At 63.6% G+C, this 25003-nt stretch carries 20 protein-coding genes; 6 read left to right on the forward strand and 14 right to left on the reverse strand.

What is annotated here, in order from left to right; translation table 11 throughout:
* Positions 1 to 17 precede the first annotated feature (17 nt).
* Positions 18 to 2111 carry an FAD-dependent oxidoreductase gene (locus tag ACR1XV_RS00450; RefSeq protein ID WP_480528293.1) on the forward strand — a complete coding sequence of 698 codons (2094 nt, stop codon included), beginning with the start codon at positions 18 to 20 and terminating at the stop codon, positions 2109 to 2111.
* A 147-nt stretch (positions 2112 to 2258) separates the two neighbouring features.
* On the opposite strand, the gene rpe is transcribed toward ACR1XV_RS00450, so the two are convergent.
* Positions 2259 to 2948 carry a ribulose-phosphate 3-epimerase gene (rpe, locus tag ACR1XV_RS00455; RefSeq protein WP_480528294.1) on the reverse strand — a complete coding sequence of 230 codons (690 nt, stop codon included), beginning with the start codon at positions 2946 to 2948 and terminating at the stop codon, positions 2259 to 2261.
* 351 nt (positions 2949 to 3299) lie between these two features.
* On the opposite strand from rpe, the gene ACR1XV_RS00460 reads away from it, so the two are divergent.
* Entirely contained in the window at positions 3300 to 3704 is a 405-nt protein-coding gene (locus ACR1XV_RS00460) for a VOC family protein (RefSeq protein WP_480528295.1), read from the forward strand.
* Between the two features lie 145 nt (positions 3705 to 3849).
* On the opposite strand, the gene ACR1XV_RS00465 is transcribed toward ACR1XV_RS00460, so the two are convergent.
* From ACR1XV_RS00465 to ACR1XV_RS00500, 8 genes are read right to left on the reverse strand one after another with little or no spacing between them, the layout of a single operon-like run.
* Entirely contained in the window at positions 3850 to 4533 is a 684-nt protein-coding gene (locus ACR1XV_RS00465) for a DUF1045 domain-containing protein (RefSeq protein WP_480528296.1), read from the reverse strand.
* A gap of 23 nt (positions 4534 to 4556) precedes the next feature.
* Positions 4557 to 5033 (reverse strand): class I SAM-dependent methyltransferase, encoded by a 477-nt coding sequence (locus tag ACR1XV_RS00470; RefSeq protein WP_480528297.1) that lies wholly within the window; start codon positions 5031 to 5033, stop codon positions 4557 to 4559.
* Complete coding sequence (locus ACR1XV_RS00475) at positions 5030 to 5797, reverse strand: polysaccharide deacetylase family protein (RefSeq protein ID WP_480528298.1); 768 nt, start codon at positions 5795 to 5797, stop codon at positions 5030 to 5032. The genes ACR1XV_RS00470 and ACR1XV_RS00475 overlap by 4 nt, the downstream gene beginning before the upstream one ends.
* Complete coding sequence (locus ACR1XV_RS00480; RefSeq protein WP_480528299.1) at positions 5794 to 6936, reverse strand: glycosyltransferase family protein; 1143 nt, start codon at positions 6934 to 6936, stop codon at positions 5794 to 5796. Before ACR1XV_RS00480 ends, ACR1XV_RS00475 begins: the two co-directional genes overlap by 4 nt.
* A complete protein-coding gene (locus tag ACR1XV_RS00485; protein WP_480528300.1) occupies positions 6933 to 7517 on the reverse strand; it encodes a histidine phosphatase family protein in 585 nt (194 codons plus the stop codon). Before ACR1XV_RS00485 ends, ACR1XV_RS00480 begins: the two co-directional genes overlap by 4 nt.
* Positions 7514 to 8590 carry a glycosyltransferase family 4 protein gene (locus ACR1XV_RS00490; RefSeq protein WP_480528301.1) on the reverse strand — a complete coding sequence of 359 codons (1077 nt, stop codon included), beginning with the start codon at positions 8588 to 8590 and terminating at the stop codon, positions 7514 to 7516. Before ACR1XV_RS00490 ends, ACR1XV_RS00485 begins: the two co-directional genes overlap by 4 nt.
* Positions 8590 to 9840, reverse strand: a complete 1251-nt coding sequence (locus tag ACR1XV_RS00495; RefSeq protein WP_480528302.1) for a glycosyltransferase family 4 protein — start codon at positions 9838 to 9840, stop codon at positions 8590 to 8592. The genes ACR1XV_RS00490 and ACR1XV_RS00495 overlap by 1 nt, the downstream gene beginning before the upstream one ends.
* Complete coding sequence (locus tag ACR1XV_RS00500) at positions 9837 to 11051, reverse strand: glycosyltransferase family protein (RefSeq protein WP_480528303.1); 1215 nt, start codon at positions 11049 to 11051, stop codon at positions 9837 to 9839. The genes ACR1XV_RS00495 and ACR1XV_RS00500 overlap by 4 nt, the downstream gene beginning before the upstream one ends.
* A 352-nt stretch (positions 11052 to 11403) precedes the next feature.
* Between ACR1XV_RS00500 and ACR1XV_RS00505 the strand changes: the two genes are divergently transcribed.
* Positions 11404 to 13785, forward strand: coding sequence for a mechanosensitive ion channel domain-containing protein (locus ACR1XV_RS00505; protein WP_480528304.1), 2382 nt, complete (start codon positions 11404 to 11406; stop codon positions 13783 to 13785).
* A gap of 88 nt (positions 13786 to 13873) precedes the next feature.
* On the opposite strand, the gene ACR1XV_RS00510 is transcribed toward ACR1XV_RS00505, so the two are convergent.
* The 5 genes from ACR1XV_RS00510 to ACR1XV_RS00530 are packed head-to-tail and all read right to left on the reverse strand — an operon-like array spanning position 13874 to position 21098.
* Positions 13874 to 15229: a CoA transferase gene (locus tag ACR1XV_RS00510; RefSeq protein ID WP_480528305.1), complete on the reverse strand. Its 1356-nt coding sequence runs from the start codon at positions 15227 to 15229 to the stop codon at positions 13874 to 13876.
* Positions 15226 to 16380: an ABC transporter permease gene (locus ACR1XV_RS00515; RefSeq protein WP_480528306.1), complete on the reverse strand. Its 1155-nt coding sequence runs from the start codon at positions 16378 to 16380 to the stop codon at positions 15226 to 15228. The genes ACR1XV_RS00510 and ACR1XV_RS00515 overlap by 4 nt, the downstream gene beginning before the upstream one ends.
* Positions 16377 to 17405: an ABC transporter permease gene (locus ACR1XV_RS00520; protein WP_480528307.1), complete on the reverse strand. Its 1029-nt coding sequence runs from the start codon at positions 17403 to 17405 to the stop codon at positions 16377 to 16379. The genes ACR1XV_RS00515 and ACR1XV_RS00520 overlap by 4 nt, the downstream gene beginning before the upstream one ends.
* A gap of 14 nt (positions 17406 to 17419) precedes the next feature.
* Entirely contained in the window at positions 17420 to 19333 is a 1914-nt protein-coding gene (locus tag ACR1XV_RS00525) for an ABC transporter substrate-binding protein (RefSeq protein WP_480528308.1), read from the reverse strand.
* Positions 19326 to 21098 carry an ABC transporter ATP-binding protein gene (locus ACR1XV_RS00530; protein WP_480528309.1) on the reverse strand — a complete coding sequence of 591 codons (1773 nt, stop codon included), beginning with the start codon at positions 21096 to 21098 and terminating at the stop codon, positions 19326 to 19328. Before ACR1XV_RS00530 ends, ACR1XV_RS00525 begins: the two co-directional genes overlap by 8 nt.
* A 230-nt stretch (positions 21099 to 21328) precedes the next feature.
* On the opposite strand from ACR1XV_RS00530, the gene ACR1XV_RS00535 reads away from it, so the two are divergent.
* From ACR1XV_RS00535 to ACR1XV_RS00545, 3 genes are all read left to right on the forward strand, one after another.
* Entirely contained in the window at positions 21329 to 21826 is a 498-nt protein-coding gene (locus ACR1XV_RS00535; protein WP_480528310.1) for a class I SAM-dependent methyltransferase, read from the forward strand.
* 66 nt (positions 21827 to 21892) lie between these two features.
* Entirely contained in the window at positions 21893 to 22522 is a 630-nt protein-coding gene (locus ACR1XV_RS00540) for a glutathione S-transferase family protein (RefSeq protein ID WP_480528311.1), read from the forward strand.
* A 78-nt stretch (positions 22523 to 22600) separates the two neighbouring features.
* A complete protein-coding gene (locus tag ACR1XV_RS00545; RefSeq protein WP_480528312.1) occupies positions 22601 to 25003 on the forward strand; it encodes a GcvT family protein in 2403 nt (800 codons plus the stop codon).

A 25003-nucleotide genomic window follows, 5' to 3' on the forward strand; every position in this document is an offset into this window, starting at 1 on the left:
CAGAGAGAGGCAGCCGGATGTCCCAGGTGATCAGCTATGAAAAAATCGGCGATATTGCCGTGCTTGCGGCGCAGAACCCGCCGGTCAACGCGCTGGGGATCGCGGTCCGGCAGGGGTTGCTGGACGGGATCGAACGGGCTGAGGCCGAAGGCGCGCAGGCCGTTCTGATCTATGGGGAAGGCCGGACCTATTTCGCCGGGGCCGATATTCGCGAATTCGGCAAGACCCCTCGGGACCCCTTGTTGCCAGCGCTGTGTGACCGGATCGAGGCCTCGCCGCTGCTGGTGGTCTCGGCCCTGCACGGCACCGCGCTGGGTGGTGGGCTTGAGGTGGCGCTGGCCTGCCACTACCGCATTGCGGTGCCCTCGGCCAAGGTGGGGCTGCCCGAGGTCAATCTGGGCATCATCCCCGGCGCCGGAGGCACGCAGCGCCTGCCGCGCGTGACTGGGGTCGCGGCGGCGCTGGACATCATCACCACGGGCCGTCACGTGACCGCACCCGAGGCACATCAACTGGGCATTCTGGACAAGGTGCACAAGGGCGACCCGCGCGAGATCGGGCTGGCCTATGTGCGTGAGCTGCTGGCGGACGGAGCCAAGCGCCGCCCGGTCTGTGACATGCCCGCGCCAACGCCGGTGGATTTCGATGCCACCTATGACGCCGTGCTGAAGAAGGCTCGGGGCCAGCTTTCCCCGGCCATCGCGGTCCGCGCGGTTCAGGCCGCGTGCGAGGCCGACAGCTTCGCCGCCGGTCAGGCGCGTGAACGTGCGTTGTTCATGGAGCTTATGGCTTCGGACCAGCGCAAAGGGCTGATCCATGCGTTTTTCTCGGAACGCGCGGTTGGAAAACTGTCCGAATTGCAGGGGGTCGAGCCCCGCCCGGTGCACCAGATCGCGGTGATCGGGGGCGGCACCATGGGCGCGGGCATCGCCACCGCCGCGCTGCTGGCGGGGCTTCCGGTGGTTATGCTCGAGATGTCGTCTGACGCGGCCCACGCGGCCAAGGGGCGGATCGCAGGCAACCTCAGCGGCGCGGTGAAGCGCGGTAAGCTGAGCCAGGCCGATCACGACGATATCCTTGAGAACAAGCTGACGCTGGCGGTTGACTACAGCGCGCTTAGTACCGCCGATCTGGTGGTCGAGGCGGTGTTTGAGGATATGGACGTTAAGAAACAGGTATTCTCACGGTTGGACGAGGTCTGCAAACCTGGCGCGGTACTGGCCACGAACACGTCTTATCTGGATATCGACGAGATCGCGCGGGCGACCGGGCGGCCCGGTGATGTAATCGGGCTGCACTTTTTCTCTCCGGCGCATGTGATGAAACTGCTCGAGGTTGTCGTGGCCGACCAGACCGCGCCCGAGGTTGTGGTCACCGGGTTCGCGCTGGGCAAGCGGCTGGGCAAAGTGTCCGTGCGGGCTGGTGTCTGCGACGGGTTCATCGGCAACCGTATTCTCAGCGCCTATCGCGCCTGCGCCGATCACATGGTTCTGGACGGGGCCAGCCCCTACCAGATCGACGCGGCACTGACCGGGTTTGGTTTTGCGATGGGGCCGTTTGCGGTCTCGGATCTGGCGGGGTTGGATATCGGCTGGGCCACGCGCAAGCGCAAGCGGGCGGCGGGCCAGGACCCGCGCGTGCGCGACAGCTCTTATGCTGACAAACTGTGCGAGGCGGGGCATTTCGGTCAGAAGACCGGCAAAGGGTATTACGTCTACGAGCCCGGCAAGCGCGGCGGGGTGCCGAACCCCGAAGTGATGCCTCTGATCGAGGCCGACCGCGCGGCGCAGGGCATCACGCCGCGAGCGTTCACGGATGAAGAGATCGTACGGCGCTATATGACCGCGATGGTCAACGAGGCCGCCCGGGTGGTCGGCGAGGGCATCGCCCGCCGTCCGCTGGATGTGGATGTGGTGCTGCTTTATGGCTACGGCTTTCCGCGCTATTGGGGCGGGCCGCTGAAATGGGCCGATATCCGGGGGCTGCCCGAGGTGCTGGCGGACATCCGGGCGTGGTCCGCCGAGGACGCCTATTTCTGGCAACCCGCGCCGCTGCTTGAACAACTGGTGGCCGAGGGTCGTACGTTCGACGATCTGAACAAACAGGTCTGAGACGGGGCTACTCCCGCGCCCGCGCGACATTGGCTGCGCCAATACCGCTTGCGGCCTTGGGCCCGGCATCGCGCAAGGCGCGATGCCGGGCCCAACAGGAGGAGGTGTTCCGTCAGCAACATCGACGACTGGCGGGAGCGTCCCCTTTTATGTTCGCGCACCTTCGGCTGCGGCGCGCACGGCGCGGATGTTTTCGCCATAGACCTCGGGACTGGACACCGATCCGCCCTTGAATACCGCCGATCCGGCGACCAGAACGTCGGCCCCTGCGGCCACGACCAATGGCGCGGTCTGCGGATCGACGCCCCCGTCGATTTCGATATGCACCGGGCGATCCCCGATCATCTGGCGCAGGCGGCGGATTTTGGCAGTCATGTCGATGAATTTCTGACCGCCGAAACCGGGGTTCACGGTCATCACGCAAACCAGATCGGTCAAATCCAGCAGATGCTCGACCACCTCAGCCGGAGTGCCGGGGTTAAGCGCCACACCGGCCTTCATACCGGCGGCGCGGATTGCCTGGAGGGTCCGGTGCGTATGCGCGCCGGCCTCGACGTGGGCGGTCAGCACATCGGCCCCGGCATCGGCATAGGCCTGAATATACGGGTCGACCGGGTCAATCATCAGGTGCACATCCATTACCGTTTTCACATGTGGGCGGAACGCTTTGACTGCGGGAGGGCCAAAGGTCAGGTTCGGCACGAAATGTCCGTCCATCACATCGATATGGACCCAATCGGCCCCCTGCGCTTCGATGGCCTGAATTTCCTGCCCGAAATTGGCGAAATCGGCGGACAGGATGGATGGCGCGATCTTGATGGTGCGGTCAAAGCTCATGGTGGGCCTCATGGCAGAAGGTGAGTCTGTTCGGCGCGTATAACGGTGATGGCGGCCAAAGTGTAGGCCCGGCGGCTGTGTTGTGGAATTTACCGATCTGGCACCGGCCTGCGGCGGCGGATGGCAGTCAACATGCTGTTTGTCAGAAGGATCAGTGGCGCGACTACTGGCTTGAGCCCGAGGTCACCACGGGTCGTCATTTGGGTGCTCGGTCTCCGGCGGTGAAATTATCTCAATGAAGTTATCGCGGATGGCGTGGGCAAGCGTTCGCAGGTGTGTTCAGATGCCGATCATTGCCGGTCCCGCCGTGCGGCGGGGTCCGAAGGGCGTTTAAGTAAGGAGGATGCTTTAATGATGCGTGAACACGTTCTGGGAATCGATCATCTGGGTCTGACGGTTGCGGATCTTGATCTGACCAAAGGGTTCTTTATCGATGCGCTGGGTTGGGAGGTGGTCGGCGGGCGGCCCGAATACCCGTCGGTCTTTATCAGCAACGGGTCTGCGGTTCTGACCCTGTGGCAGCAGAAGGGCGAGGATCAGCGCGCATTTGATCGCCACGCCAATGTGGGCCTGCATCATGTCGCGTTCAAAATCCCTTCGGCCGAGTCGCTGGACAAGGTGTTCGAGACGGTCAGCACCTGGCCTGGCGTCGAGGTCGAGTTCAGCCCCGAACCTTCTGGCGGAGGGCCCAAGATCCACTTCATGATTCGTGAACCCGGCGGCAACCGGATCGAATTTGCGTATGACCCCAGATAGAGACCCATGGCGGCCGTCGGCTTGGACATCTATCCGGTCGCCGGTTGCCATGTTCAAGCCCGCGCGCCGCGCCCTCACCCGACCCCAGAGCGAGGGCGGCGAGGATTTAGGGCGTGCTAGAAGCTGAACTCCGGCAGATGCACCTTTAGCCAGACAGCACGTAGCGATGGATCAGGTGAAACCGCCCGTCCGGGGCCTCGCCCGTCAAGGCCAGATCGGGGATGTGGAAGGGCGCGGGCAGCAGCGGGGTGAGCCGGGTTTCCAATGCCTCCTGCACCCGCGCCAGGCTCGGCTTGTCCAGCCGGCTGCTGAGCGTGATGTGAAAGCGGAACGCCTCTAGCACGTAAGGATAGCCCCATTGGGCCAGGTTGGCCTCTTGCACCGGCGTCAGACCGGCGGTGCGGCGGCGGTCCAGTTCAGCCTTGGACGCGGGAGCGCGGAACGGGTCCAGATCGCGTACGCAGGCAGCGGCCAGCGCGTTCAACGCACCTGTATCCCCCTGCGGGCGCAGCGCCAGAAAGCGGCCCATCCGGGCGATTTCCAGCCCGTCCAACACCACCGGGGCCTGCCGCGCCGCCAATCGGGCGCAAGCGTCCTGCAAAGCGGCAAACGTCTGGTCAGGGGCCAGATGGAACGGCGGCTTGAGCGTGGCGTGCAGGCCGTATCTGCGTGGAACTTCGGTGACGGCGGAGACATCCACGCCCTCGATATCAGGATGCGCTGCAGGTTGGCCGTGTTCCATGTTCCAGCCCAGCCACTGCGTGCCGAAGACCGTCCATTCAGCGCCCGCAGGCGGTGCGAAATAGATCGCGTATCGCTTGAATGTCACGTTGGCCTCCTGCTTGGCCGCCGCTATGCGCGATAGAACAGATAGCGGTCGGGGGCGATGGTCTCGGGGCCTTTGATCTGGGCGAACCCTTCCAGCGGCTGGCCCGAGATCAGCAACGCGCCGGGCCGCATCACCTGCGCGATCAGGGGGCTGAGGCGGGCGGCTTCGGCCACGTCTTCATGCTTGATCCCCCGCCCGAAATCATAATGCGCCAATGCGATTGTCGGGCCCCGTTCCGCCAGCTTTTGCAGCATGGGCTCGGCCTCGCCCTGCAGGAAATCTTCGGGCGGAGGGGTGCTGTCCGGATGGCATTGCAGCACCCGGTCCATCACCCAGATCCGGCGCTGGGGCAGGATCTCGCGCAGGTGATCATAGGTGCGGCCATTGCCCAGCCCCATGTCCAGAACGTCGCCATCTTGGCCGTTGATCTGCTGGGCGGCCCAGTTCAGCCCGTCGCGTTGCGCGGTCAGGCGGCGTAGCATGGAATCCAGTCGGCTCATGGGGCACTCCTTGAGGTCGTGGGCGCGGTCCAGACGGTCGTGGGGCCGTCCAGCAATCGGCGCAGCAGGTCATGGGTAAAGGTCCAGATGTCTTCATCATGGACAAGGTGGTGGGTCAATATGCCGAAGGGCTCGGCGTTGTCGGCGCGGCCTTCGCGCCGGTCGCGCAACAGGTCCGTCGTCTGCGCGATCAGGCGTGCAGGATCGGCCAATCCGCGTGTTCCACGCCAGTCGATCGGGTCCAGATGCGTGTTGATCTGCTCCAGCCCCGGCGCGGCCTGCGCGGTCGCGCGGGGCTTGGCGGTGGACAAGATGCGAAACCCGAGGTCGGGCAGATGCGCGGCCACCTCGGGCGCGATCCGGTTCCACGGAGGCACAAACATCGGGCGCAGCTGCGTGCCAAACAGGCCCTGCAGACGCGAGAGACCCAAGCGGGCGTCTTCAACAATGGCTGCGGTGGGACGATGCAGGCGAAACTCTGCGCTTTTCTCGTCGGCAGGCGCGTGGTTATGATGTGCCCAGCCATGCACCACTGGGACAAGGTGCGCGTGATCTGCCACATATGCCGCAAGGGTCGAGACGGCATCCCGGGGGATCACGGCCAGATGCACAGGCAGATCGAGCCTTTCCGATAGGGAAGTCAGCCGTTCCAGATGCGGCGTGACGGTGATTGCATCATCGTCGCGCCACCACAGAGGCAGCGATAGCCCTTCAGCCCGCCAGCGGTCCAGTTCGGTCAGCAGGGGCTGCCAGTCGTGCGTCATCGCTTGGCCTCCAGCAGATCGGTGGCAATCCGGACTGTTTGCCGCGCACCGTCGAAGGCATTGGTCAGCGGGTCGCGCGGCCCGTCTTTGATCACCCGCGTCAACGCGTTTGCAAGGGTCGCGCCCGTCAGATCCCGGCTCGGCAGAACCTCAATCGCGGGCAGGTGCGACAGGCTTTGCCCGCGCAGGCTCTGTTCCACCTCGTTGCCATCATCGAACGGGATCAGAACGGCCGGAGTGCCGCTTTGCAGCAGGTCCATCGCGGTGTTGTAGCCGCACATGCTGACCGACGCGGCGGCCAGAGGCAGCATCTGCCGGAAATCGGGGCGCACGGGGTCCAACGTCACCGGGGCACCTTTGGCCAGTTCCGACAGCTCGGCAATGCGGGCGGTTGCATCCTGTCCACCGACCAGCAGGCGCCAGCGCCGGCTGGACATCTTCCGGGCGGCCTCGATGGCCGCGCGGAAGATCGGCTGCCCAACCGAGCCGCCGCCCGCGCTGACCAATATCTCATCGCGTCCGATGCCGTCGGGATGCGGCGACGGGCCCGTTGGGGCCACGAACCCGGTGTAATGCAAACGCGCGGCAAGCGCCTGAGAGACCGGCCAGCTGACCTCCAGCGGTGCGATGGCGGGATCGGAATGCACCAGAACGCCATCATAGAACTGCGACACGACAGCGTCCGCGCGGGCGGCTTTCTCGGGCTTCGAGGGCGGGGCTAGAATATCGCGGATCGAACTCAGGATGACGGGCGGGCGCGGCAGTTCCCGGGCCGTTTTCAGGGCGGCCAAGAACTCGTCAGCCAAAATGCGCCGGCCAAATGGGTAAAGTTCGGTGATCATGATATCGGGTTCAAACCGGCGCACCGCCTGCGTCAGGGCTGTAACCCGGGCGGTCATGTGGTCCGGACCGGCCACCGCGCCCGACTGGTCCAGCAGCCGCGTGAAATTGGTGCCGTCCGAGCGCAACGGCGGCAACCCCAGAACGGTCAGGCCGCGCGCATCGAGCTGCGGCGCTGGCATTCCGCCTGAAATGACAAAGACATCGTGGTCTTCCTGCACAAACGCCCGGCCCAGCGTCAGAGCCCGGCTCAGATGGCCGGTGCCCAGCAGATGCGTGACCACGATCATGACCTTCATCGCGTGACCTCACGCGGGATCAGGCGGATGGGGTCGGCGGCGGGTTTCATGGTGGTAAGGTCGACCACATAGAACCGGTTTCGCTTGATCTTGAACGGGGCGGGGCCCGAGAACTCCCATCCCCAGGCCTTTGCGAGAATGATGCGCATGATGCCGATGTGGCAGACGGCAAGATTGTCGCCTTCCAGACCCGCCAGCCAAGGCGCGATGCGGGCCCAGAGGTCGGCGGGGCTCTCCCCACCGGGTGGACGGAAATCCCAGCCCCAGTCTTCGATATGGCAATAGCCGCTGCCGGCTTCGGCAATCAGGTCGACCCCGCGCTGCCCTTCCCATTCGCCCCAGTTCATCTCGGTCAGCGCAGCCGAAGTCTGCGGATACTGACCGGAAACCAGCCGTGCCGTCTCGACCGCTCGGCCAAGCGGGCTGGACCAGAGAGTGGCGGCGTCCCATGGCGACGGCAGGCAATAGCCTGCAAGTTCGGTCTGCGCCTCGGCGTCCAGCGGAATATCGCTGCGGCCCTGAATGCGGCCCGCGCGGTTCCAACTGGTATGGCCGTGGCGCAATAGGGCGAGGCGGGTCATGGGCGGTTCTCCAATAGGGGGCGGACGGTGGTCCAGAACCGCTCGGTCGCGGCGGGCATGAGATGGCGCTGGGCGATGTAGTCGCGGGCGCGGCTGCCCTCGCTCTGACGCCGGTCGGGGTCGCTCAGCAAGGTTTGGATACGCGCAGCGAGTGCCTCTGGCCCAGCGTCGGCGCTCGGGTGGTCCGAGGGCATTAGCACGTCGCGCACGCCGGGCCGGTCTTGGGCGGCGACCGGCACGCCGCTGGCCTGCGCCTCCAGATATACCATTCCATAAGCCTCGTTGACGCCCGGCCAGATCAGGACCGAGGCGTCCCGATAAACCATCTGCAGCGCGGCCCGGTCAAGCTGGCCCAGAAACCGGACCCGGTCGCCGAAGGGGGCCATCAGCGCCTCGACCTGCGGGCGGGCAGGGCCGTCCCCGGCGATGTTCAGCTGCCACGCACCGCTCAGGCAGGTCAGCGTTTCCGCCAGAATGGCATAAGACGCCAGCTTGTCGCCCGGTCGCATCATGCCGACCGCCAGCATCGGGCCAGTTCCGGCCGACGCCGGGGGCAGGTCGGATGTCGGCAGGAAGGGGGGCAGCTCGGCAAGGATTTGCGCGCCGCAGCGCTCGCGCTCCAGCGTAATCAGGTCGTTGGCGGTGTGATAAAAGATCACCTGCGCCGCATCGCTGGCCTGATGCGCATCGCGGGCAAACCCGGACCATGGCCCCGTCAGTCGGCTGGTGGCCCTCGTGCTTTCAAGCTGCACATAAGGGATGCCGCGCGCCCGGCTGACCACGGGCCCCAGCAGATCGGGCGCCTTGTAGTAATTGTGGTAGGTCACCCATAGGTCGGTATCGGCGGGCAGATCGGCGATCAGCCGCGCCGCCTCGGCCTGTGCTTGCTGCCGCAGGCTGGCCTGCACCGCGCTGTCGCCCGCGCCGTCATAAATCCGCAGCTGCGAGGCCAGTTCGACGAGATCGCCCTGCGCACCGATAGCTGTCATCAGGTTGCGGGCCATTTCGCGGTCGCCCGAGGGCTTGGGGCTGTCGGGCGACTTCATCGGAGCGTAGAAGGCAACCCGCGCCATCAGGACAGGGCCCCATCGCACAGGGCGCTTAGACGGGCCGAAAGGCGGTCGATCCCGGGGGCCATGCGGAACTCGGCGATCAGGCGATCGTGGGCTGCTGCAGCCATCTGCGCGGCCCGGTCGGGGTTTTGGGCAATGTCAGTCATCGCCGCAGCCAGCGACACGGGATCGTCCTGAGACAGAAGGCCATGCACACCGGTTTCGATGAATTCCGGGATCGCAGACACAGGTGTCGAGAGGATGGGCAAGCGCTGGGATGCGGCTTCCATCAGCACATTCGGTAGCCCGTCACGGTCGCCGTCTTCGGCGATGCGGCTGGGCAAGACGAACAGATCGGCGGCGCGCATGGCGTCGATCACCTCGGGCTGGTCACAGGCCCCTTTCCAGCTGATCCGCTGTGACAGTCCCGCAGCCTCGGCCTGCGCCTTTAGCGTTTCGCTCAGCGTGCCGCCGCCGATATGGGTCCAGTGCCAGTCGACGGACTCCGGCAAGAGGGCCAGAGCCTGGATAAGCCGGTCAAACCCCTTTTTCTCGACCAGCCGTCCGACCGAGAGCATGTGAAACGGTGCCCCGGGCGTGCGCGGCGTCCGGTCGGGCGGGGCCGGAAAGCGCGACAGGTCCAGACCATGATAAATCAGGTCGACCCGTGCAGGGTCATCCGCCAGATCGCGCAGATGCGCGGCTCCGATGGCTGTGCAGGTGGCACCGAAGGCGGCACCGTGCGTGGCGGCCTGCAATTTCTCGCGCTTTTCCCAGTCGGGAGAGGTCCAGATATCCTTGGCGTGGGCCGAAAAGCTCCACGGCAGGCCCCGCATGATGGCGGCATAGCGGGCGACCGATGAGGGAGTGTGCAGGAAATGGGCATAGAGCGCCTGCGTCTGTGCAGGCAGCTCAGCGGCCAGAACACAGGCCTGTCCGAAGCGGCGAATGCGGTTATGCGTGGGCTCGCGGCGCAGGTCGTGCCGCCAGATTTGATAGGCCTGATTATAGCCGGGCAACCGGGCGGCGACACCGCGTGCCTCGGCGACCCGTTGGGGCTCATCATGCAGATATTCCGGGAGGTAATGCACCTGCCCGCGAAAGCGGTCATGCAGCGGGTGGCGCTTGATGTCGGTGGGGTGGCGCAGAGACCAGATGTCGAACGCGTGCCCGGCCTCCTGCAGGGCGACCAGTTCCTGCGCGATGAACGTCTCGGACAGGCGCGGCCAGCCCTTGACCAGCACCGCCAGCTTAGGGCCTTTGACGGTCATCCGGTGGCGCGCTCTTGTTCTGCACCCAGCAGGGCATCGACGCGGTGGGTGACGTATTTCAGCCCGTCCAGCAACCCGGCCCGGATGGCCTGCGATGGCACCGGCTGCCCCGGCAGATCGCGGATCGCGCGGATCATCGCATCCGCCGTCAGCCCGTCGCGGGTTTCGTCCAGCATCCGTACAAGCCCCAGATCCTCGGCACGCGAGGCGCGGATCCACTGTTCAAGGCGCGGGGTCGTGCGCGGGACGATCACGGCGCGCTTGTCGAAGGACAGGACCTCGCAGAACGTATTGTAACCGCCCATGCAGACGACGCCAGCAGCGCCGGCAAACAGGGTCTCGATCTGGGATTCGAAGCCGACCGCCGTCACCCGCCCGTTCAGCGCGGCAACGCGGGTTTCGAAATCATCGCGCAGTTCACCCGACAGGAACGGGCCGTAAACCAGAACGGCACGTGGCGACAGGGTCGGGTCTTTCTCGTAAGCCGACAGGACAAGGTTGACCATCGCCTTGCCATCGCCGCCGCCGCCGGGGGTGATCAGGATATAGGGCTGTTCGGGCGACTCGCCGATCGGGCCCAGATCGCGCCGCAGATAGCCGGTCCAGTGAATGCGCTGCTGTACGGCGGGGCTGAGCGGCAGGCCCTGTGTCGGGTCATAGACCGAGCGCAGGCCATAGACCCAGACCTCGTCATAGAACCGCTCGGTCGCGGCGACCGCATCCTTGCGCTGCCATTCGGCGGCCAGCACTTCGGGCTCGTCCAGCACGTCGCGCAGGCCCAGCACCAGCTTGGTCGAGCACGAATGTTCCAGATATTCCAGCGTGGGCAGCAATTCTCCGCGGAACCCGGTGGGTTCCTTGTCGACGATCAGCACGTCGGGGTCGAACTGCTCGACCGCGGTCTGGATCAGGCTGGACCGCAGTTCGGTCACCTCGTCGATGCCCATCCCGATGGTCCGCGCGGCATACGATCCGTCGGCGCGTTTGGTGACGCCGGGCAGGCGCACGTGGTCAACGCGGCGGGGAAAGGTAAAGCGGCCAGCCACCGGTGAGCCCGTCAGAATCAGCGCCGAGGCCCGCTGATCGGCCTGCGTGATAGCCGCCGCCAACGCCCGCGACCGGCGCAGATGGCCCAGACCAAACGTGTCGTGGCTGTAAAGCAGGATGCGCGGCGCGCGGCCTTGTTTTTCGTGTGCTGTTCCTAGGCTCATGCCTTTGCCTGTTCCAGAGTCCGGTGCAAATCCGCGCGTTTGCCCCTGTTATCCTATATGTTCGGTGCCCGCTTGCCAAAAGCGACAAATGTCGCTGCGCAAATCTGTCGCTCATGGCCAATTGGCAACAACCGGTTCCCCGGCAAATCGTGGGCGCATCGTTTCACCATGGGCCGTCCCCTTGCGCCTGACGCGGTCATATTCAATTTTCAATGGGTTGGAAACACTTTATCCCACCATTGCGCCGGGAACACGGGGGCTGCCGGATGTTGTGAAGGCGTGTGGGAAGATTTGAACCCGCAAGGCGGGTTCTGTAGTCTTATGCGCAACTGCGAATTGGATGAAGCGCATCATGAACAAGACTATTCTGGCCGGGCTGGTTCTGGCATTCTGGGCTGCAACGCTGGTTTTGGTGACCCAAGCCACGGCGCAATCGCTTATCCCGGGCTATCCCACCGGTGCCACGCAAGAGGCCGAGACGGCCCCCGCGGACGGCGATGTGGCGGCGGCCATTCGTTCCGCGACCGAGGCGGGAGCCAGCGTCATCGTGATCGACAGCGCCGGGCAGGTGGTGTCGACACCCGGCTCGGGTGGGGCGACTGCGGAACAGGCTGCGGCGGACCCTATGGCTGGGGGCTCGCAGCTGATGAAGGCACAGGAGCGCTTTTCCGAGTTCCGCGAATCCGTCCGCTCGCGGCTTGAAGCGCTGCCGTATTCGGTCTTCGAAGTGCGCTACGTGCTGCGGCAGACAAGCCCCGACGGGCGCATCCAGACCTATTTCGAGGTGCTGGCCTGGAACATTCTATTCCTGCTGCTGGGCCGCTGGCTGTCGATCGAACTGTACGGAAAACGCTTCGCAAAGCGATGGGTTGTGGCGCGAGTCAAAGAGAACCCGCAGGGCTTTCGCGACAAGATGCCGTTTTTGGTGTTCCGGTTCCTGATGGGCATCGGTGGCACGGTTTTTGCCATGCTGATGGCGTTGATCGTGGGATATCTGTTCTTTGGCGAGGCCGAAGACATCTCGATCCAGTTCACCGTGACGGCCATATTCACGGCCTATTTTCTGTCGCGCACGGTTGCGGATCTGTGGCGGATGATCCTGTCGCCCTACCTGAGCCAATATCGCCTGCCGCCGTTTTCGGACCGGGATGCAAAGCGGTTGTACCTGTGGGCCTCGGCACTGGCGACCTATGACATCTCGGTCGTGATGTTTTCGACGTGGGTGGCCGATTTCGGACTGAACTATAACGTCTACGCAGTGGTCTATGGCGGGCTGACGCTGGTCGGGGCGCTGGGCAATGTTCTGATGATCCTGTTCAATGCACGCAGTATTTCCAATGCGATCCGTGGCGGGCGCGCGCCCGATCAGGTTTCGTGGATCTCGAAGTTTATTTCGTTTGCCTGGGCACCGGTGCTGGTTGTTTACATGGTCTTCAGCTGGTTCAAGCTGGCGGTTGATCTGGTGCTTGAGGTCCGGGATTCGGTTCCGATCGTGGCCAGCAGCTATGCGATCTTCATGTCCGTCGTCGTGGCTTATGGCGCGATGAATTATCTGCTGGAGCGGTATTTTGACCGCAATCGCAAGATCGAGGAGCTGAACGCCGAAGCCGACGAGATGGCAGCCGAGGAACAAGCCGAGACCGCCACGCCCGAGGCCGAAAAGCGCAAATATGCGATCCTGACCTACGAGGACCTCGCCCGCCGGGTGGCTGGGATTTTGGCCTTTGTGGTCGGGGCCTACGCGCTGGTGGTGATCTGGAACCCGCAAGCCGGCTGGAGCGAGGATTTGCCGGTCGGGCGCGCGCTGGACGTGATGGTGATCCTGTTCATCGGCTATATCCTGTTCCATTTCTTCCGTGTCTGGATCGATAGCAAGATCGCCGAAGAAACCGATGATGGCGGGGCCGAGGCAGAGCTGGGTGATGAAGGAGGTGAAGGCGGGCAAAGCCGACTTGCCACCCTTTTGCCGCTGTTCCGTGGGGCGATACTGGCGGTGGTTGTCGTGACCATTGCGCTGATCGTGCTGATGGAGCTGGGGATCAATGTCAGCCCGCTGTTCGCCGGTGCCGGTGTGGTCGGTCTGGCCGTGGGCTTCGGGTCGCAGACATTGGTGCGAGACATCTTCTCGGGCGCGTTCTTCCTGATGGATGATGCGTTTCGGAAGGGCGAATACATCGATATCGGGGATGTGAAAGGCACGGTCGAGAAGATCTCGGTCCGGTCCTTCCAGCTGCGGCATCACCTTGGGGCGCTGAACACCATTCCGTTTGGTGAGATCAAGGTGCTGACCAACTATTCCCGCGACTGGGTGATCATGAAACTGCCCCTGCGCGTGACCTATGACACCGATGTCGAGAAGGTACGCAAGCTGATCAAGAAGCTGGGGCAGGAGTTGCTGAGCGATCCGGTGATCGGGGACAATTTCATCCAACCGCTGAAATCTCAGGGCGTGATCGAGATGCAGGATTCTGCGATGATCATCCGGGTCAAGTTCATGACCAAGCCCGGCGATCAGTGGCTGGTGCGCAAAAAGGTTTATCAGGACATCCGCGAGCTCTTCGCCCGCGAAGGTATCCGTTTTGCCCACCGTGAGGTCACGGTGCGTCTGGCCGATGACAAAGAGGCCGAGGACCTAACGCCCAAGCAGCGCGAGGCGGTGACGGGTGCGGTTCAGGCGGCGATTGACGAGGATTATCTGGACGATATCGGACCGGGTGGGGGTGACGACCGCTAGGGCGCTCTCCCGCCCCTTTGATCTGCGTCGCTGACGCGACACCGCCCAAAGCGTTGGACCGGGCCGCGCGTGCCGCGCGGCGGCTGCGCTAGGTTGAGGGGCTGGCCCAGATTGCGTCTGAGGTTCCGAGTTTGCTGGCGGGCAGCGGCCAGATCATTGCCGCAGAGCCAACCGTCAGGGCGGGTTGCAGACGGTGGCCCGGGCCCCATCCTGAGGCCTCAGTGTCATTACCGTAGTCTGCTGGATTCGCATGGGTGATGTCTTCACCCGCGCTACTTTTGGCGAGGGTTGCCAGTAACTCGGCGGTGCGGGCAAGTGACAGGCGGGCGTCCATTACGGTTTGGCCCGAGGCGGCCTCGGCCAGAGCCGAGAGGACGGCGGCGGCCATCAGGTAGCCGGTGGCGTGGTCCAGCGCCTGTACGGGTAGCGGGGTGGGTTTGTCGGCCCCGGCCCATTCCATCCCGGCATGGGCGATCCCGGCGCTCATCTGGACAAGGCTATCGAATCCGCGCCGCGTAGCCCAGGGGCCTTGCCAACCATAGGCGTCCAAGGTGACCTCGATCCGGTTGGGGGCCAGTTGATCGCGCGTGGCCTTGTCCAGACCAAGCGCGTCCAGCGCGCCGGGACGGTAGCCGTGCACCAGTACGTCGGCTTGGGCGAGCAGGTCTTTCAACTGCGCCAACCCCCCTGCACCTTTCAGGTCCAGATAAGCGCAGCGCTTGCCCAGCGATATGTCGGGGATCACCCCGGGTTCATCCCAGTCGGGCGGGTCTATGCGCAGCACATCCGCGCCAAACCCAGCGAGCGTTCGGGTCGAAGCGGGGCCCGCCAGAATCCGCGTCAGGTCAAGCACGCGCAGCCCGGCCAGCGGGCGTGCCGCCGTGGCCTCGGGCCTGTCACGCAGCTTGACGTGGCGTGGGCCGTGCCAGCCAATCAGCGGTTCACGCGTCACCGCGCGGCCTTGTGGATGGTCCTGCCATTCGGATCGGCTACGCATGGCGGCGGCCACGCCACCCTCGGCGACGATGGCGGTTTCCAGATCGAAGATGGACCAGTCCTTGATTGCGCGCGTCACGGCGTCCCTGTCCGCCGCGACTTGCAGCACCTTCAGCGCGGCGGCGCGGTGATGGGGCAGGTTGGTGTGCAGCCTGATCCAGCCATCGGCGGCCTTGTAGTCGCCAGCAATCGCATCCCACAGGCTGGGCATGTTCCATCCGTCGGGTTTGAAGGAAAAACCGTACCACAGGGACGCGAGGCGGTGGTCGACGGTGATCTCTGGTGGTTTGTCCGCCAGATTGGTCGCCACCATCAACCGGGCCAATTCCTGACCCACGGCGGCAAAGCTGGCCGTGGCCAGTTCGGACACCGCAAAGGCGCTGGGGCGGGCTCCGGCCCCTTTGACCTGATAGCTGTCGGTCGCGGGCAGGGCGGAAAGCAGGCTCATTGCTGATAGGGATCAAGGCTGTCGCGCAGCCCGTCACCAAGGAAGTTGAAGGCGAGCACCACTACGATGATCGGCAGCATCGGGATTGCGGTCCACGGGTAGATCTCGATCGACGCAAGGTTCTGCGCGTCGTTCAGCATGACGCCCCAACTGACCGCAGGGGCCCGCAGGCCAAGGCCGAGGAAGCTGAGCGCCGTTTCCCCAAGGATCATCGCCGGGATTGACAGCGTGGCCGAGGCGATCAGGTGCGACATGAAGTTCGGCAGCAGGTGCTTGCGGATCACCCGGCCGGAACTTGCGCCCATCATCTCGGCTGCACGCACGTATTCCTCTTCCCGCAGAGACAGGAATTTGGCGCGCACGGATCGGGCGAGGCCGGGCCAGTCGAGGATGCCGAGGATGATCGAGATGATGAAGAACACCGCAACGGGGCTCCAGTTCGATGGCACGGCGGCGGACAGGGCCAGCCAGAGGGGCAGTTCGGGCAGCGAACGCAGAACCTCGATCACGCGGTTGATGACCCAGTCGATGCGGCCCCCGAAATACCCGGCCATTGACCCGAACAGGATGCCGAGGAAGAACGACACCGAGATGCCAATCAGGCCCACCGTCAGCGACAATTGCGCGCCATAGAGAATGCGGCTGAATACATCCCGGCCCAGACGGTCCGAGCCCCACAGGAACAGTGTGGCGCCTTCGGGGGCGCAGAACAGGTGGGTGTCTGACTTGATCAGGCCCGCCAGCTTGTATTCGGACCCCTCGCAGAAGAACCGCAGCGGGCGCGGGTCTTCGGTGTCAGGGACGAATTTCCACTGGAAGGTTTCCAGATCGGCCTCGGCCACGATGGGATAGACGTAGGGTCCGATGAACTTGCCGTCGTGGAACCAGTTGACGGATTGGGGCGGGGCGTAAAGGTGCTCTCCGTTCCGGTCGTTCGGGCCGTAGGGGGCGATGAAACCCGCGAAGGGCAGCATCAGATAGCACAGCAGCAGGAAGATGCCTGAGATCAGGCCCAGCTTGTGGGTACGGAACTTGCGCCAGACCAGCACCCAGTTGGGCGCGTCGAGGTCCGCGCGTTCCAACTGTTGGATCGAGGCTTCGGGGTCGAACGGGGCGTCGTCAACATATCTGTCGTCGGGTTTGTCGGTCATGCTTCGCGACCCTCGTACCGGATGCGCGGGTCAAGCATGACCAGCAGGATGTCAGAGATCATGGTGCCAATCAGGGTCAGCAGGGCCACGAACATCAGGATAAACGCCGACAGGAACTGGTCCTGCGTTTTCAGCGCGGTCAGCAGGGTCGGGCCGATGGTCTGCAGGCCCAGTACGACCGACACCAGAACCGAGCCCGATACCATCGAGGGTAGCAGGTTGCCGATATCGGCCACGAACGGGTTGAAGGCCACTCGCAGGGGATACTTGGTCAGCATCCGCGACGGGGCCATGCCCTTGGCGATGGCGGTTTCGACATAGGGCTTGCCCAGCTCGTCCAGCATATTCGCCCGCAGGCGCTGCATCATGGCCGAGGCCCCGGACGTGCCGATCACGAAGGTCGGTACGATCAGGTGGATCAGGATTGATTTCAGCTTTTCCCAACTCATCGGCTGGCCCTCGAACGAGGGATCCATGAGCCCGCCGATTGGCAGGTTGAAATAGCGGTGGCCATAGTAGAACAGGATCAGCGCCAGCAGAAAGTTCGGGGTGGCCAGACCTAGATAGCCGACAAATGCTGAGGTGTAGTCGATCCAGGTCCTTGACCGGGCTGCTGCGATCACGCCCAGCGGCAGGGCTACGGCATAGACGAACAGGATTGCCGCCAGATTGACCACGACGGTCAGCCACAGGGTTTCGCCAACGATCTCGCGCACGGGGCGGTCGAATTCAAAGGACCAGCCGTAATTGCCTTGCAGCAGCCCCTCGAACCCATGCGGCCCGGGCCAGAAGCCCATCCAGATCAGGTATTGTTCGGGCAGGGACCGGTCCAGCGAGTATTCCTTGCGCAGAAACTCGGCCTTGGCCACGCCCGCGGACTGCCCCGAGGCCTGCAGTTCCGCAATCTGGTTGCTGAGGTAATCGCCGGGCGGCAGGTTGATGATCACGAAGATCAGCACCGACACCACCAACAGTGTCAGCAGCATCGTGAAGAAGCGATACACCGCATAGCGCAGCATGACCATTTAGCTGCTCCTGATCAGTCGGCGAAGAAGAACTCGTCGGGGCGGTGGATGCCGAAATGCGCGCCGGGCTCCCATGCCCACATGGCCTGCTCGGGCACGTTGCGCAGGCGGTTCGACACGACGATGGGCTGTGGTGCGCCGTTCAGGATGCCGATCGCGTAAAGCTGCTGTGCGTGGATATCCAGCATCTCGGACCAGGCGGCCTGACGTTCTTCGTCGGTGGTCGCGATCTCCCAGTCATGGGCCAGCGTCATCAGGCGTTCGGCCTCGGGCATGTCGGGCGGCTCACCCGCGTCGCCGCCGGTCTGGTAATACTGCCCCCATTTGGGCCAGGCCAGAAACACCTGATCGGTCGGGGCCAGATAGGCCGGAGAGGTGTGGTTCTGCGGAATCCCGTCATCCCAGCCGAACCAGACCGAGGCCATGGTATTGCCGGAAAACACCCGGTTGCGCAGGATATCCCGATCCAGTGGCCGCATGACCAGATCGACCCCGATCTCGCGCCATGTGTCGGTGACGATCTGCAGGGCGTTCTCGACCTCCTGCCGCTCGCCTGCGGTTTCGATCACCAGCTCCATCGGGCGGCCATCGGGCAGCAGGCGGATGCCGTCCTTGTCGCGCTGGGTCAGCCCGGCCTCGTCCAGCAGGGCGTTGGCCGCGTCGACGTCATACTGCGCCCAAGCCTGCGCGTTTTCTGCATCATAGAAGGGAGAGGCCGGCAGGACCGACATCGCACCGGGCTGCGCCAGCTTGAAATAGAGCGCCTGATTGATCGTATTGCGATCAATGGCAAGCGACAGGGCGCGGCGGACCCGCACATCGCGCAGCACATTGCGCCAGGCCTCATCCTCGAAGTTCAGGTTCGGATAGATCGCGATCTGCGAGGCAACCCCGGTTTTCCAGAGCAGGGTTTTATAGCCGCCGCCCGCCTCGCCCTTTTTCAGGATCGAGGCATCGCGGAAGGCCAGCCCGCGCCCCTGAAGATCGCTTTCGCCCGCATTGGTCTTGGCGGCGACAAGGCCGGGGGCCACGATCTCCATCTCGACCACATCAATATAGGGCAGCTGCGTGCCATTGGAATCGATGCGGTGGTAATACGGATTGCGCACGAAATTATGCCGGATCTTCTTGCCCGAGCTTGCATTCAGCCATGGCTGCAGGGTCGGCAGTTCGTGGTTGTCGAACTTATAGAGGTTATCCAACTTGTTGTGCAGCGCTGCCCAGCTTTTGACGCGGGCATCTTCGACCTGAAAAGCCAATTCTTCCGCGTCGGCAAATTTCTCATGATATTGCTTGAGGAACTCTGACGGTCGGTAAATGAACGGCGGACGGGCCTGAGCCAGCGATTGCAGGAAGTTCGGGTTGGGGTCTTCCCATTCGAAAATCACCGTGGTTTCATCGGGGAAGCTGACGACCGGGGGCTTGCCCTCGACCATCAGGAAATCCGGCGGACCCGAGGGGCTGAGCAATTCGTTATTGGCCACATCCTCCCACCAATAGCGGAAATCCTCCGAGGTGAAGGCGGTACCGTCCGACCATTTATGCCCGGGGCGCAGGTTCAGGGTGAATTTGCGGTTATCTTCATCGTCGTAGGAGGCCAGAAGGTCGGGCACGATGTTGTATTCATGGTCAAAGCCGACCAGCCGCGCATAGCCATAGACCACCATTTGCCGGATGTCCTTGGACCGGGTGACCATGGTGCGCAAGGTGCCGCCCTGCGTCCCAAAATCCCGGCCCTTGGCGCCCAGATCGACGATCAGCGGGTCCTGCGGCACCCGTTCAGCCGCCGGCGGCAGGGCGCCGCTGTCGACCTCGGACTGCCAGAAGGGGCTTTCCTGCAGGTTCGAGGGAATCTCTGCCGTGGCGGGCAGCATCCCTGCAAGAGCCAGCGAACTGGCTAGAAACAAGCGATGAGTGGTCTTAAACATGGCAACGTACCTTATGGCCGGGCTCCATCTCTACCAGTGAAGGTACCACGGAGTCGGAAAATCGGAAGGCATCATCCCAACTGTCTGGCGAACCCGCGCCCAAAGCGACCAGTTTCAGGTCGATCGGGCGATTGATATCGGGCTCTGGCTGGGCAGCGATCAGTGCCTTGGTGTAGGGGTGGTGGGGATTGTAAAACAGCGTTTCGGGCGGGGCCTGTTCGACCACAAGACCCTGCCGCATCACGGCGACCTCGTCGGCGATCCGGGCCACGACGGCCAGATCATGCGAGATGAACAGATAAGACAGGTTCAGACTGTCCTGCAGGTTTTCCAGCAGGGTCAGGATCTGCTCTTGTACCGACACATCCAGCGCCGAGGTCGGCTCGTCACAGACAATCAGCGCCGGGTCCAGCATCATGGCGCGCGCAATCGACAGACGCTGACGCTGACCACCCGAGAACGCATGGGGATACCGTTTCAGCATATCGGCATTCAGACCCACGCGCTGCAGCATCTCGGCCGCTTTGTCGCGTTGTTCGGCAGCGTTGCCCAGCCGATGAATCTCCAGCGGTTCGGTCATCGCGTCCTGAATGCGCATCCGCGGGCTGAGCGAGCTGTAAGGGTCCTGAAACACCATCTGCGCCTTGCGCTGAAAGGCGGTGCGCTCGGCGCGGGTCATCTGATGCACGCGGATCGGATCGCTGTCGGGGGCTGGGCGAAACAGCACCTCTCCGCCCGGATCGGGAGGTTCGGCCCCCAGCGCGATGCGCGCGGCGGTGGTCTTGCCCGAGCCGCTCTCGCCGACAATCGCCAGCGTCTTGCCGCGCGCCAGCTTCATGTCGACGCCGCGACAGGCATGGATCAGCTTGTCGGCCTGCCAGCCCTTGCTGGATCGCATGGTATAGGTCTTTGACACGCCGGTCATCTGCAGGATCAGATCCTCGTCGGGCATCGGCAACCCGACCGCGTCCTGATCGGGGATCGAGGGCGCGGCATCGAACAATTGCTTGGTATAGGGATGGGCTGGGGCGTTCAGGATGGGCGCGGCGGGCCCGGATTCCATCACGCGGCCCTTGTGCATGACAACGACCTGCTCGGCCATATTGGCCACCACGCCCAGATCATGGGTTACAAGGATCAGTGCCATGCCGGTTTCGCGCTGCAACTCTTTGATCAGCCCCAGAACCTGCGCCTGTGTGGTTACATCCAGCGCCGTTGTCGGCTCGTCCGCGATCAACAGTTCGGGCTTGGCGACCATGGCCATGGCGATCATCGCCCGCTGGCGCATCCCTCCCGACAGCTCGAACGGGTACGAGTCATACGCCCGCTGCGGATCGGGAAAGCCCACGCGTTCGAACTGGGTCAGAACCTCTTTGCGGGCCTGCGCCTCGGACGCGCCGCGATGCAGCCACAGGACCTCGGACACCTGATTGCCGATCTTGTGCAGCGGCGACAGCGACCGCATCGGTTCCTGAAAGATCATCGAGACCCGGTTGCCGCGCACGGTCCGCATCTGGCGTTCGCTGATCTTTGTCAGGTCCGCCGTGCCATGCGAGTCGTTCAGCAGGACCGTGCCGCTGCGAATTTGTGCCGTGCGTGGCAGAATGCGCAGCGCCGCCCGGCACGAGATGGTCTTGCCCGACCCGGATTCGCCAACCAGCGCAAGCGTTTGCCCGGCCTCGACATCGAAGCTGACATTCCGGACGACTGCATCGCCCGTGCCAAAACCGATGCTGAGGTCCCGGACAGACAACAGCGCCGTCATGCGGGTGTTCCACCCGGTTGGCCGTGGGTTGGCATCGCCTTTGGTCTCCCTGACTTTTTTCGCGCAGTTTCGCGCGGTTGGGGCGGGCTAGTCAAACACCTTCTTCGGGGAATTGTCGCGGAAACGTGAAATGCGCGGCATTGCACCTACACAAAGCGCCGGGTTTTTGTCATCAAAGCGCCAACTGGCCCCATCCGGGGTTCAGGCCGCCATCAAGGAGAGAGCCCGCCGTGACCGACACGCAAAGCCGTCTGGACCTGTTCATCGACCGTATGGTGTCGCAGCGCGCCTGCCTGGATTTCGCCATTGCGCAGACGGCGGGTCAGCCCGGCCCGGTGTTCGAACTGGGGCTGGGTAACGGGCGGACCTATCACCACATGGTTACCCATATTCAGGACCGCCCGGTCTATGTGTTCGAGCGCGCCGTCGCCTCGCACCCCGACTCGACCCCGCCAGAGGATCTGGTGATTCTGGGCGATGTGCGTGAAACGCTGCCCGCTTCAGTCACCCGTTTTGGGGCCTCGGCCAGCCTGATCCATGCTGATCTGGGCGGGCACAACCGCGAGAAAAACGATGCCTTCGCCCGGTTCGTCTCACCCCTTATCGAACCGCTGCTGGCCCCCGGAGGGCTGATGGTGTCCAGCGACCGGATGTATTTCGAGGCGCTGACCGAGCTGCCCCTGCCGCCGGGCGCGGTCGAGGGGCGTTGTTTCATCTATCGCCGCTAGCCACCGGTTACGCTGATCCGGATTGTGGTCTAGCCTGAGGCCCGAGCCGCAGGAAAGGACCGCCAGATGCTGTTTTACGATTGCTCCACCGCGCCAAGCCCGCGCCGGGCCCGGATGTTCATCGCGGAAAAAGGGCTGACGATCGAAACCCGAGACATCTCGATTGCCAAGGGCGAGCAATTGGGCGCGGCGTTCCGGGCCGTCAATCCGCGCGGCACGATCCCGGTTCTGGTGACGGATGAAGGGGCGGTTCTGACCGAAAACCTGGGCATCGCCGCCTATCTTGATGCGCGCTTCCCCGAACCCCCGCTGATGGGCCGCACGCCGGATGAAAAGGGCGCGGTTCTGATGTGGAACGCCATCGTCGAGCAACAGGGCGGTGCGCCGATTGCGGATGCGTTGCGCAACACGCATCCCTCGTTCGAAAACCGCGCGCTTCCCGGACCCGTGGGCTACGCGCAGATCCCCGAATTGGCACAGCGCGGGCGCGACCGGGCTGCCGCCTTTTTTGATCTGCTGGAAACCCGGCTGAGCGAAACCCGGTTTATCGCCGGTGAGGCGTTCTCGCTGGCCGATATCTCGACCTTCGTGTTTGTGGATTTCGCGCGGGTCATCAAGATGCGCATTCCCGCCGAAAACACCGCCACACAGGCGTGGTTCGAGGCCATCAAAGCGCGTCCCAGCGCGCAGCTCTGAAGTGCTGGACAGAAATGTCTAGACAGGAGTGAACAGTGCCATTAGCGTCCCTGCCATGTCGTCCGAGGGGAGGTCGGGATGAAATCTCAGTATCGCGTTGTTGTTATCGGAGGCGGCGTCGTTGGCGCCTCGGTTCTGTATCACCTGGCCAAGTTCGGCTGGTCCGATGTGGTCATGCTGGAACGCCGCCGTCTGGCCTCGGGGTCGTCGTGGCACGCGGCAGGCGGTATTCATGCGCTGAATGCCGATCCGAACATGGCGGCGTTGCAGGCGTATACCATCGACCTGCTGAGCGAGATTGAGAAGGAATCGGGTCAGAATATCGGTCTGCACATGACCGGCGGTCTGACGTTGGCAGGCACACCTGAACGGTGGGAATGGTTGCAGGCGAACTATCGCATCTTCCAATCTATCGGCATTGACGATTGCGAGCTGCTGTCGCCCGAAGAGGCGCAGAAACGCTGCCCGATCATGTCCACCGACGGCGTTCTGGGTGCGATGTGGGCGGATCGCGAGGGGTATATCGACACGACCGGGACGGTGCAGGCCTATGCGACTGCCGCCCGGAAGCGCGGCGCAGAATACTACGAAGAAACCAAGGTCGAAAGCCTGACGCAGACGGCAGATGGCTGGGAGGTTGTGACCGACAAGGGCACCATTACCTGTGAGCATGTGGTCAACGCCGCGGGCCTTTGGGCTAAGCAAGTGGGCCGCATGGCCGGCGTGGAGCTGCCGGTTTCTCCGTTGAAGCACCACTATCTGATCACCGACACGGTGCCCGAGGTGGCGCAGGCGGATTTTGAGATGCCGATGACCGTGGATCTGGAAGGGTTCACTTATATGCGGCAGGATCAGAAGGGCGTTCTGGTCGGCATTTATGAGGTCGAGCATGAACACTGGGCCATGGACGGCGCGCCCTGGAACTATGGCGAGGAACTGTTTCAGGAACAGCTTGACCGGATCGAGAACGAATTGATGCTGGGCTTTGAGCGGTATCCCTCGATCCAGAATGTCGGCATCAAGACATGGGTGAACGGCGCGTTTACCTTTGCGCCGGACGGGAACCCTCTGGTCGGGCCGGTGCCGGGCAAGCGCGGCTATTGGTCGGCCTGTGCCGTGATGGCGGGCTTCCTGCAGGGCGGCGGCGTCGGTAAAACGCTGGCCGAGTGGATGATCCATGGTGAGCCCGAAGCCGATGCCTGGCCGATGGACGTGGCCCGCTTTGGTGATTTCGCGCAGAACAAGCGGTACATCCGCGAGACGACGGGTCAGTTCTATTCCCGCCGCTTCGTGATGACCTATCCAAACGAGCAGTTGCCCGCAGGCCGCCCGCTGAAAATGGCCCCGGCGCATGATGCGATGACGGATGCGGGGTGCAAGTGGGGCGTCAGCTGGGACTTGGAAGTACCGCTGTATTTTGCGCCGAAAGGGTTTGAGGAAACGCCGACGCTGAAACGGTCGAACGCGCATGACATCGTGGCCGAAGAATGCAAGGTGATCCGCGAAGGTGTCGGCCTGATGGATATCTCGGGCTTTTCGCGGTTCGAGGTCTCAGGCCCGAATGCGGAGGCTTGGCTGGACAAGGTCATGGCTTCGAAACTGCCCGCGCCGGGTCGGGCCAAGCTGGCCCCGATGCTGGGCGAGAACGGGCGGCTCAAGGGTGATCTGACCGTGCTGAACTGGGGCGATGGCACCTGGTGGATCATGGGCAGCTATTACCTGCGCGCCTGGCATATGCGCTGGTTCGATCACCATATGATGGACGGTGTGACCGTTCGCGATCTGGGTGAGGAATATTGCGGGTTCGCCGTGGTCGGACCGAAATCGCAGGCGGTGGTCAAGAAACTGGCAGAGCAGGATATCGGTGACCTGAAATTCATGGGCTGCGGGGATTTCGATATCGGTCTGGTCCGCGCCCGCGTCGCGCGGATGTCGGTGACAGGCGAGAAAGGGTACGAGATCAACTGCCGCTATGGCGACCATATCAAGCTGCGCCGGATGCTGCTTGAGGTCGGGGCGGATGAGGGTATCCGCGAGTGTGGCTTCAACGCGATGTTGTCAACGCGGCTGGAAAAGAGCTTTGGCATCTGGTCGGCGGAATTCACGCAGCTTTATACGCCGGTAATGACCGGGATGGATCGCTGGATCGATTGGGACAAGGATTTTGTCGGCAAGCAGGCGGCATTGGCGGAACGCGACGGCAACGGCCCTGCGCAGGTGCAGGTGACGCTTGAGGTGGACGCGCTGGACGCGGATGCCAGCGGGTATGAACCGGTTTGGGCGGGTGAGGAACGCGTCGGTTTTGTGACCTCGGGCGGGTATGGGCATTACACCGGCAAGTCGCTGGCCATGGCGCTGGTGAATCGCGACAAGGCCGAGCCGGGGACCGAGCTGTCGGTGCATGTGGTGGGCGTTGAACGGCCTGCGCGGATCATTGCGGCCTCGCCCTATGATCCGCAGGGCAAAGCGATGCGGGGTTAA

It is taken from the genome of Ruegeria sp. AD2(2025) (assembly GCF_056542385.1).

Excerpts from the sequence above, each read along its gene's own strand:
- ACR1XV_RS00520 (WP_480528307.1), bottom strand. The coding sequence starts at position 17,405 with ATGGTCATGCTGCGCTATGCGGTGTATCGCTTCTTCACGATGCTGCTG.
- ACR1XV_RS00470 (WP_480528297.1), bottom strand. The coding sequence starts at position 5,033 with ATGAGCCGACTGGATTCCATGCTACGCCGCCTGACCGCGCAACGCGAC.
- ACR1XV_RS00540 (WP_480528311.1), top strand. The coding sequence starts at position 21,893 with ATGCTGTTTTACGATTGCTCCACCGCGCCAAGCCCGCGCCGGGCCCGG.
- ACR1XV_RS00500 (WP_480528303.1), bottom strand. The coding sequence starts at position 11,051 with ATGAGCCTAGGAACAGCACACGAAAAACAAGGCCGCGCGCCGCGCATC.
- rpe (WP_480528294.1), bottom strand. The coding sequence starts at position 2,948 with ATGAGCTTTGACCGCACCATCAAGATCGCGCCATCCATCCTGTCCGCC.
- ACR1XV_RS00510 (WP_480528305.1), bottom strand. The coding sequence starts at position 15,229 with ATGAGCCTGCTTTCCGCCCTGCCCGCGACCGACAGCTATCAGGTCAAA.
- ACR1XV_RS00460 (WP_480528295.1), top strand. The coding sequence starts at position 3,300 with ATGATGCGTGAACACGTTCTGGGAATCGATCATCTGGGTCTGACGGTT.
- ACR1XV_RS00515 (WP_480528306.1), bottom strand. The coding sequence starts at position 16,380 with ATGACCGACAAACCCGACGACAGATATGTTGACGACGCCCCGTTCGAC.
- ACR1XV_RS00475 (WP_480528298.1), bottom strand. The coding sequence starts at position 5,797 with ATGACGCACGACTGGCAGCCCCTGCTGACCGAACTGGACCGCTGGCGG.
- ACR1XV_RS00525 (WP_480528308.1), bottom strand. The coding sequence starts at position 19,333 with ATGTTTAAGACCACTCATCGCTTGTTTCTAGCCAGTTCGCTGGCTCTT.
- ACR1XV_RS00495 (WP_480528302.1), bottom strand. The coding sequence starts at position 9,840 with ATGACCGTCAAAGGCCCTAAGCTGGCGGTGCTGGTCAAGGGCTGGCCG.
- ACR1XV_RS00450 (WP_480528293.1), top strand. The coding sequence starts at position 18 with ATGTCCCAGGTGATCAGCTATGAAAAAATCGGCGATATTGCCGTGCTT.
- ACR1XV_RS00485 (WP_480528300.1), bottom strand. The coding sequence starts at position 7,517 with ATGACCCGCCTCGCCCTATTGCGCCACGGCCATACCAGTTGGAACCGC.
- ACR1XV_RS00530 (WP_480528309.1), bottom strand. The coding sequence starts at position 21,098 with ATGACGGCGCTGTTGTCTGTCCGGGACCTCAGCATCGGTTTTGGCACG.
- ACR1XV_RS00490 (WP_480528301.1), bottom strand. The coding sequence starts at position 8,590 with ATGGCGCGGGTTGCCTTCTACGCTCCGATGAAGTCGCCCGACAGCCCC.
- ACR1XV_RS00505 (WP_480528304.1), top strand. The coding sequence starts at position 11,404 with ATGAACAAGACTATTCTGGCCGGGCTGGTTCTGGCATTCTGGGCTGCA.
- ACR1XV_RS00545 (WP_480528312.1), top strand. The coding sequence starts at position 22,601 with ATGAAATCTCAGTATCGCGTTGTTGTTATCGGAGGCGGCGTCGTTGGC.
- ACR1XV_RS00480 (WP_480528299.1), bottom strand. The coding sequence starts at position 6,936 with ATGAAGGTCATGATCGTGGTCACGCATCTGCTGGGCACCGGCCATCTG.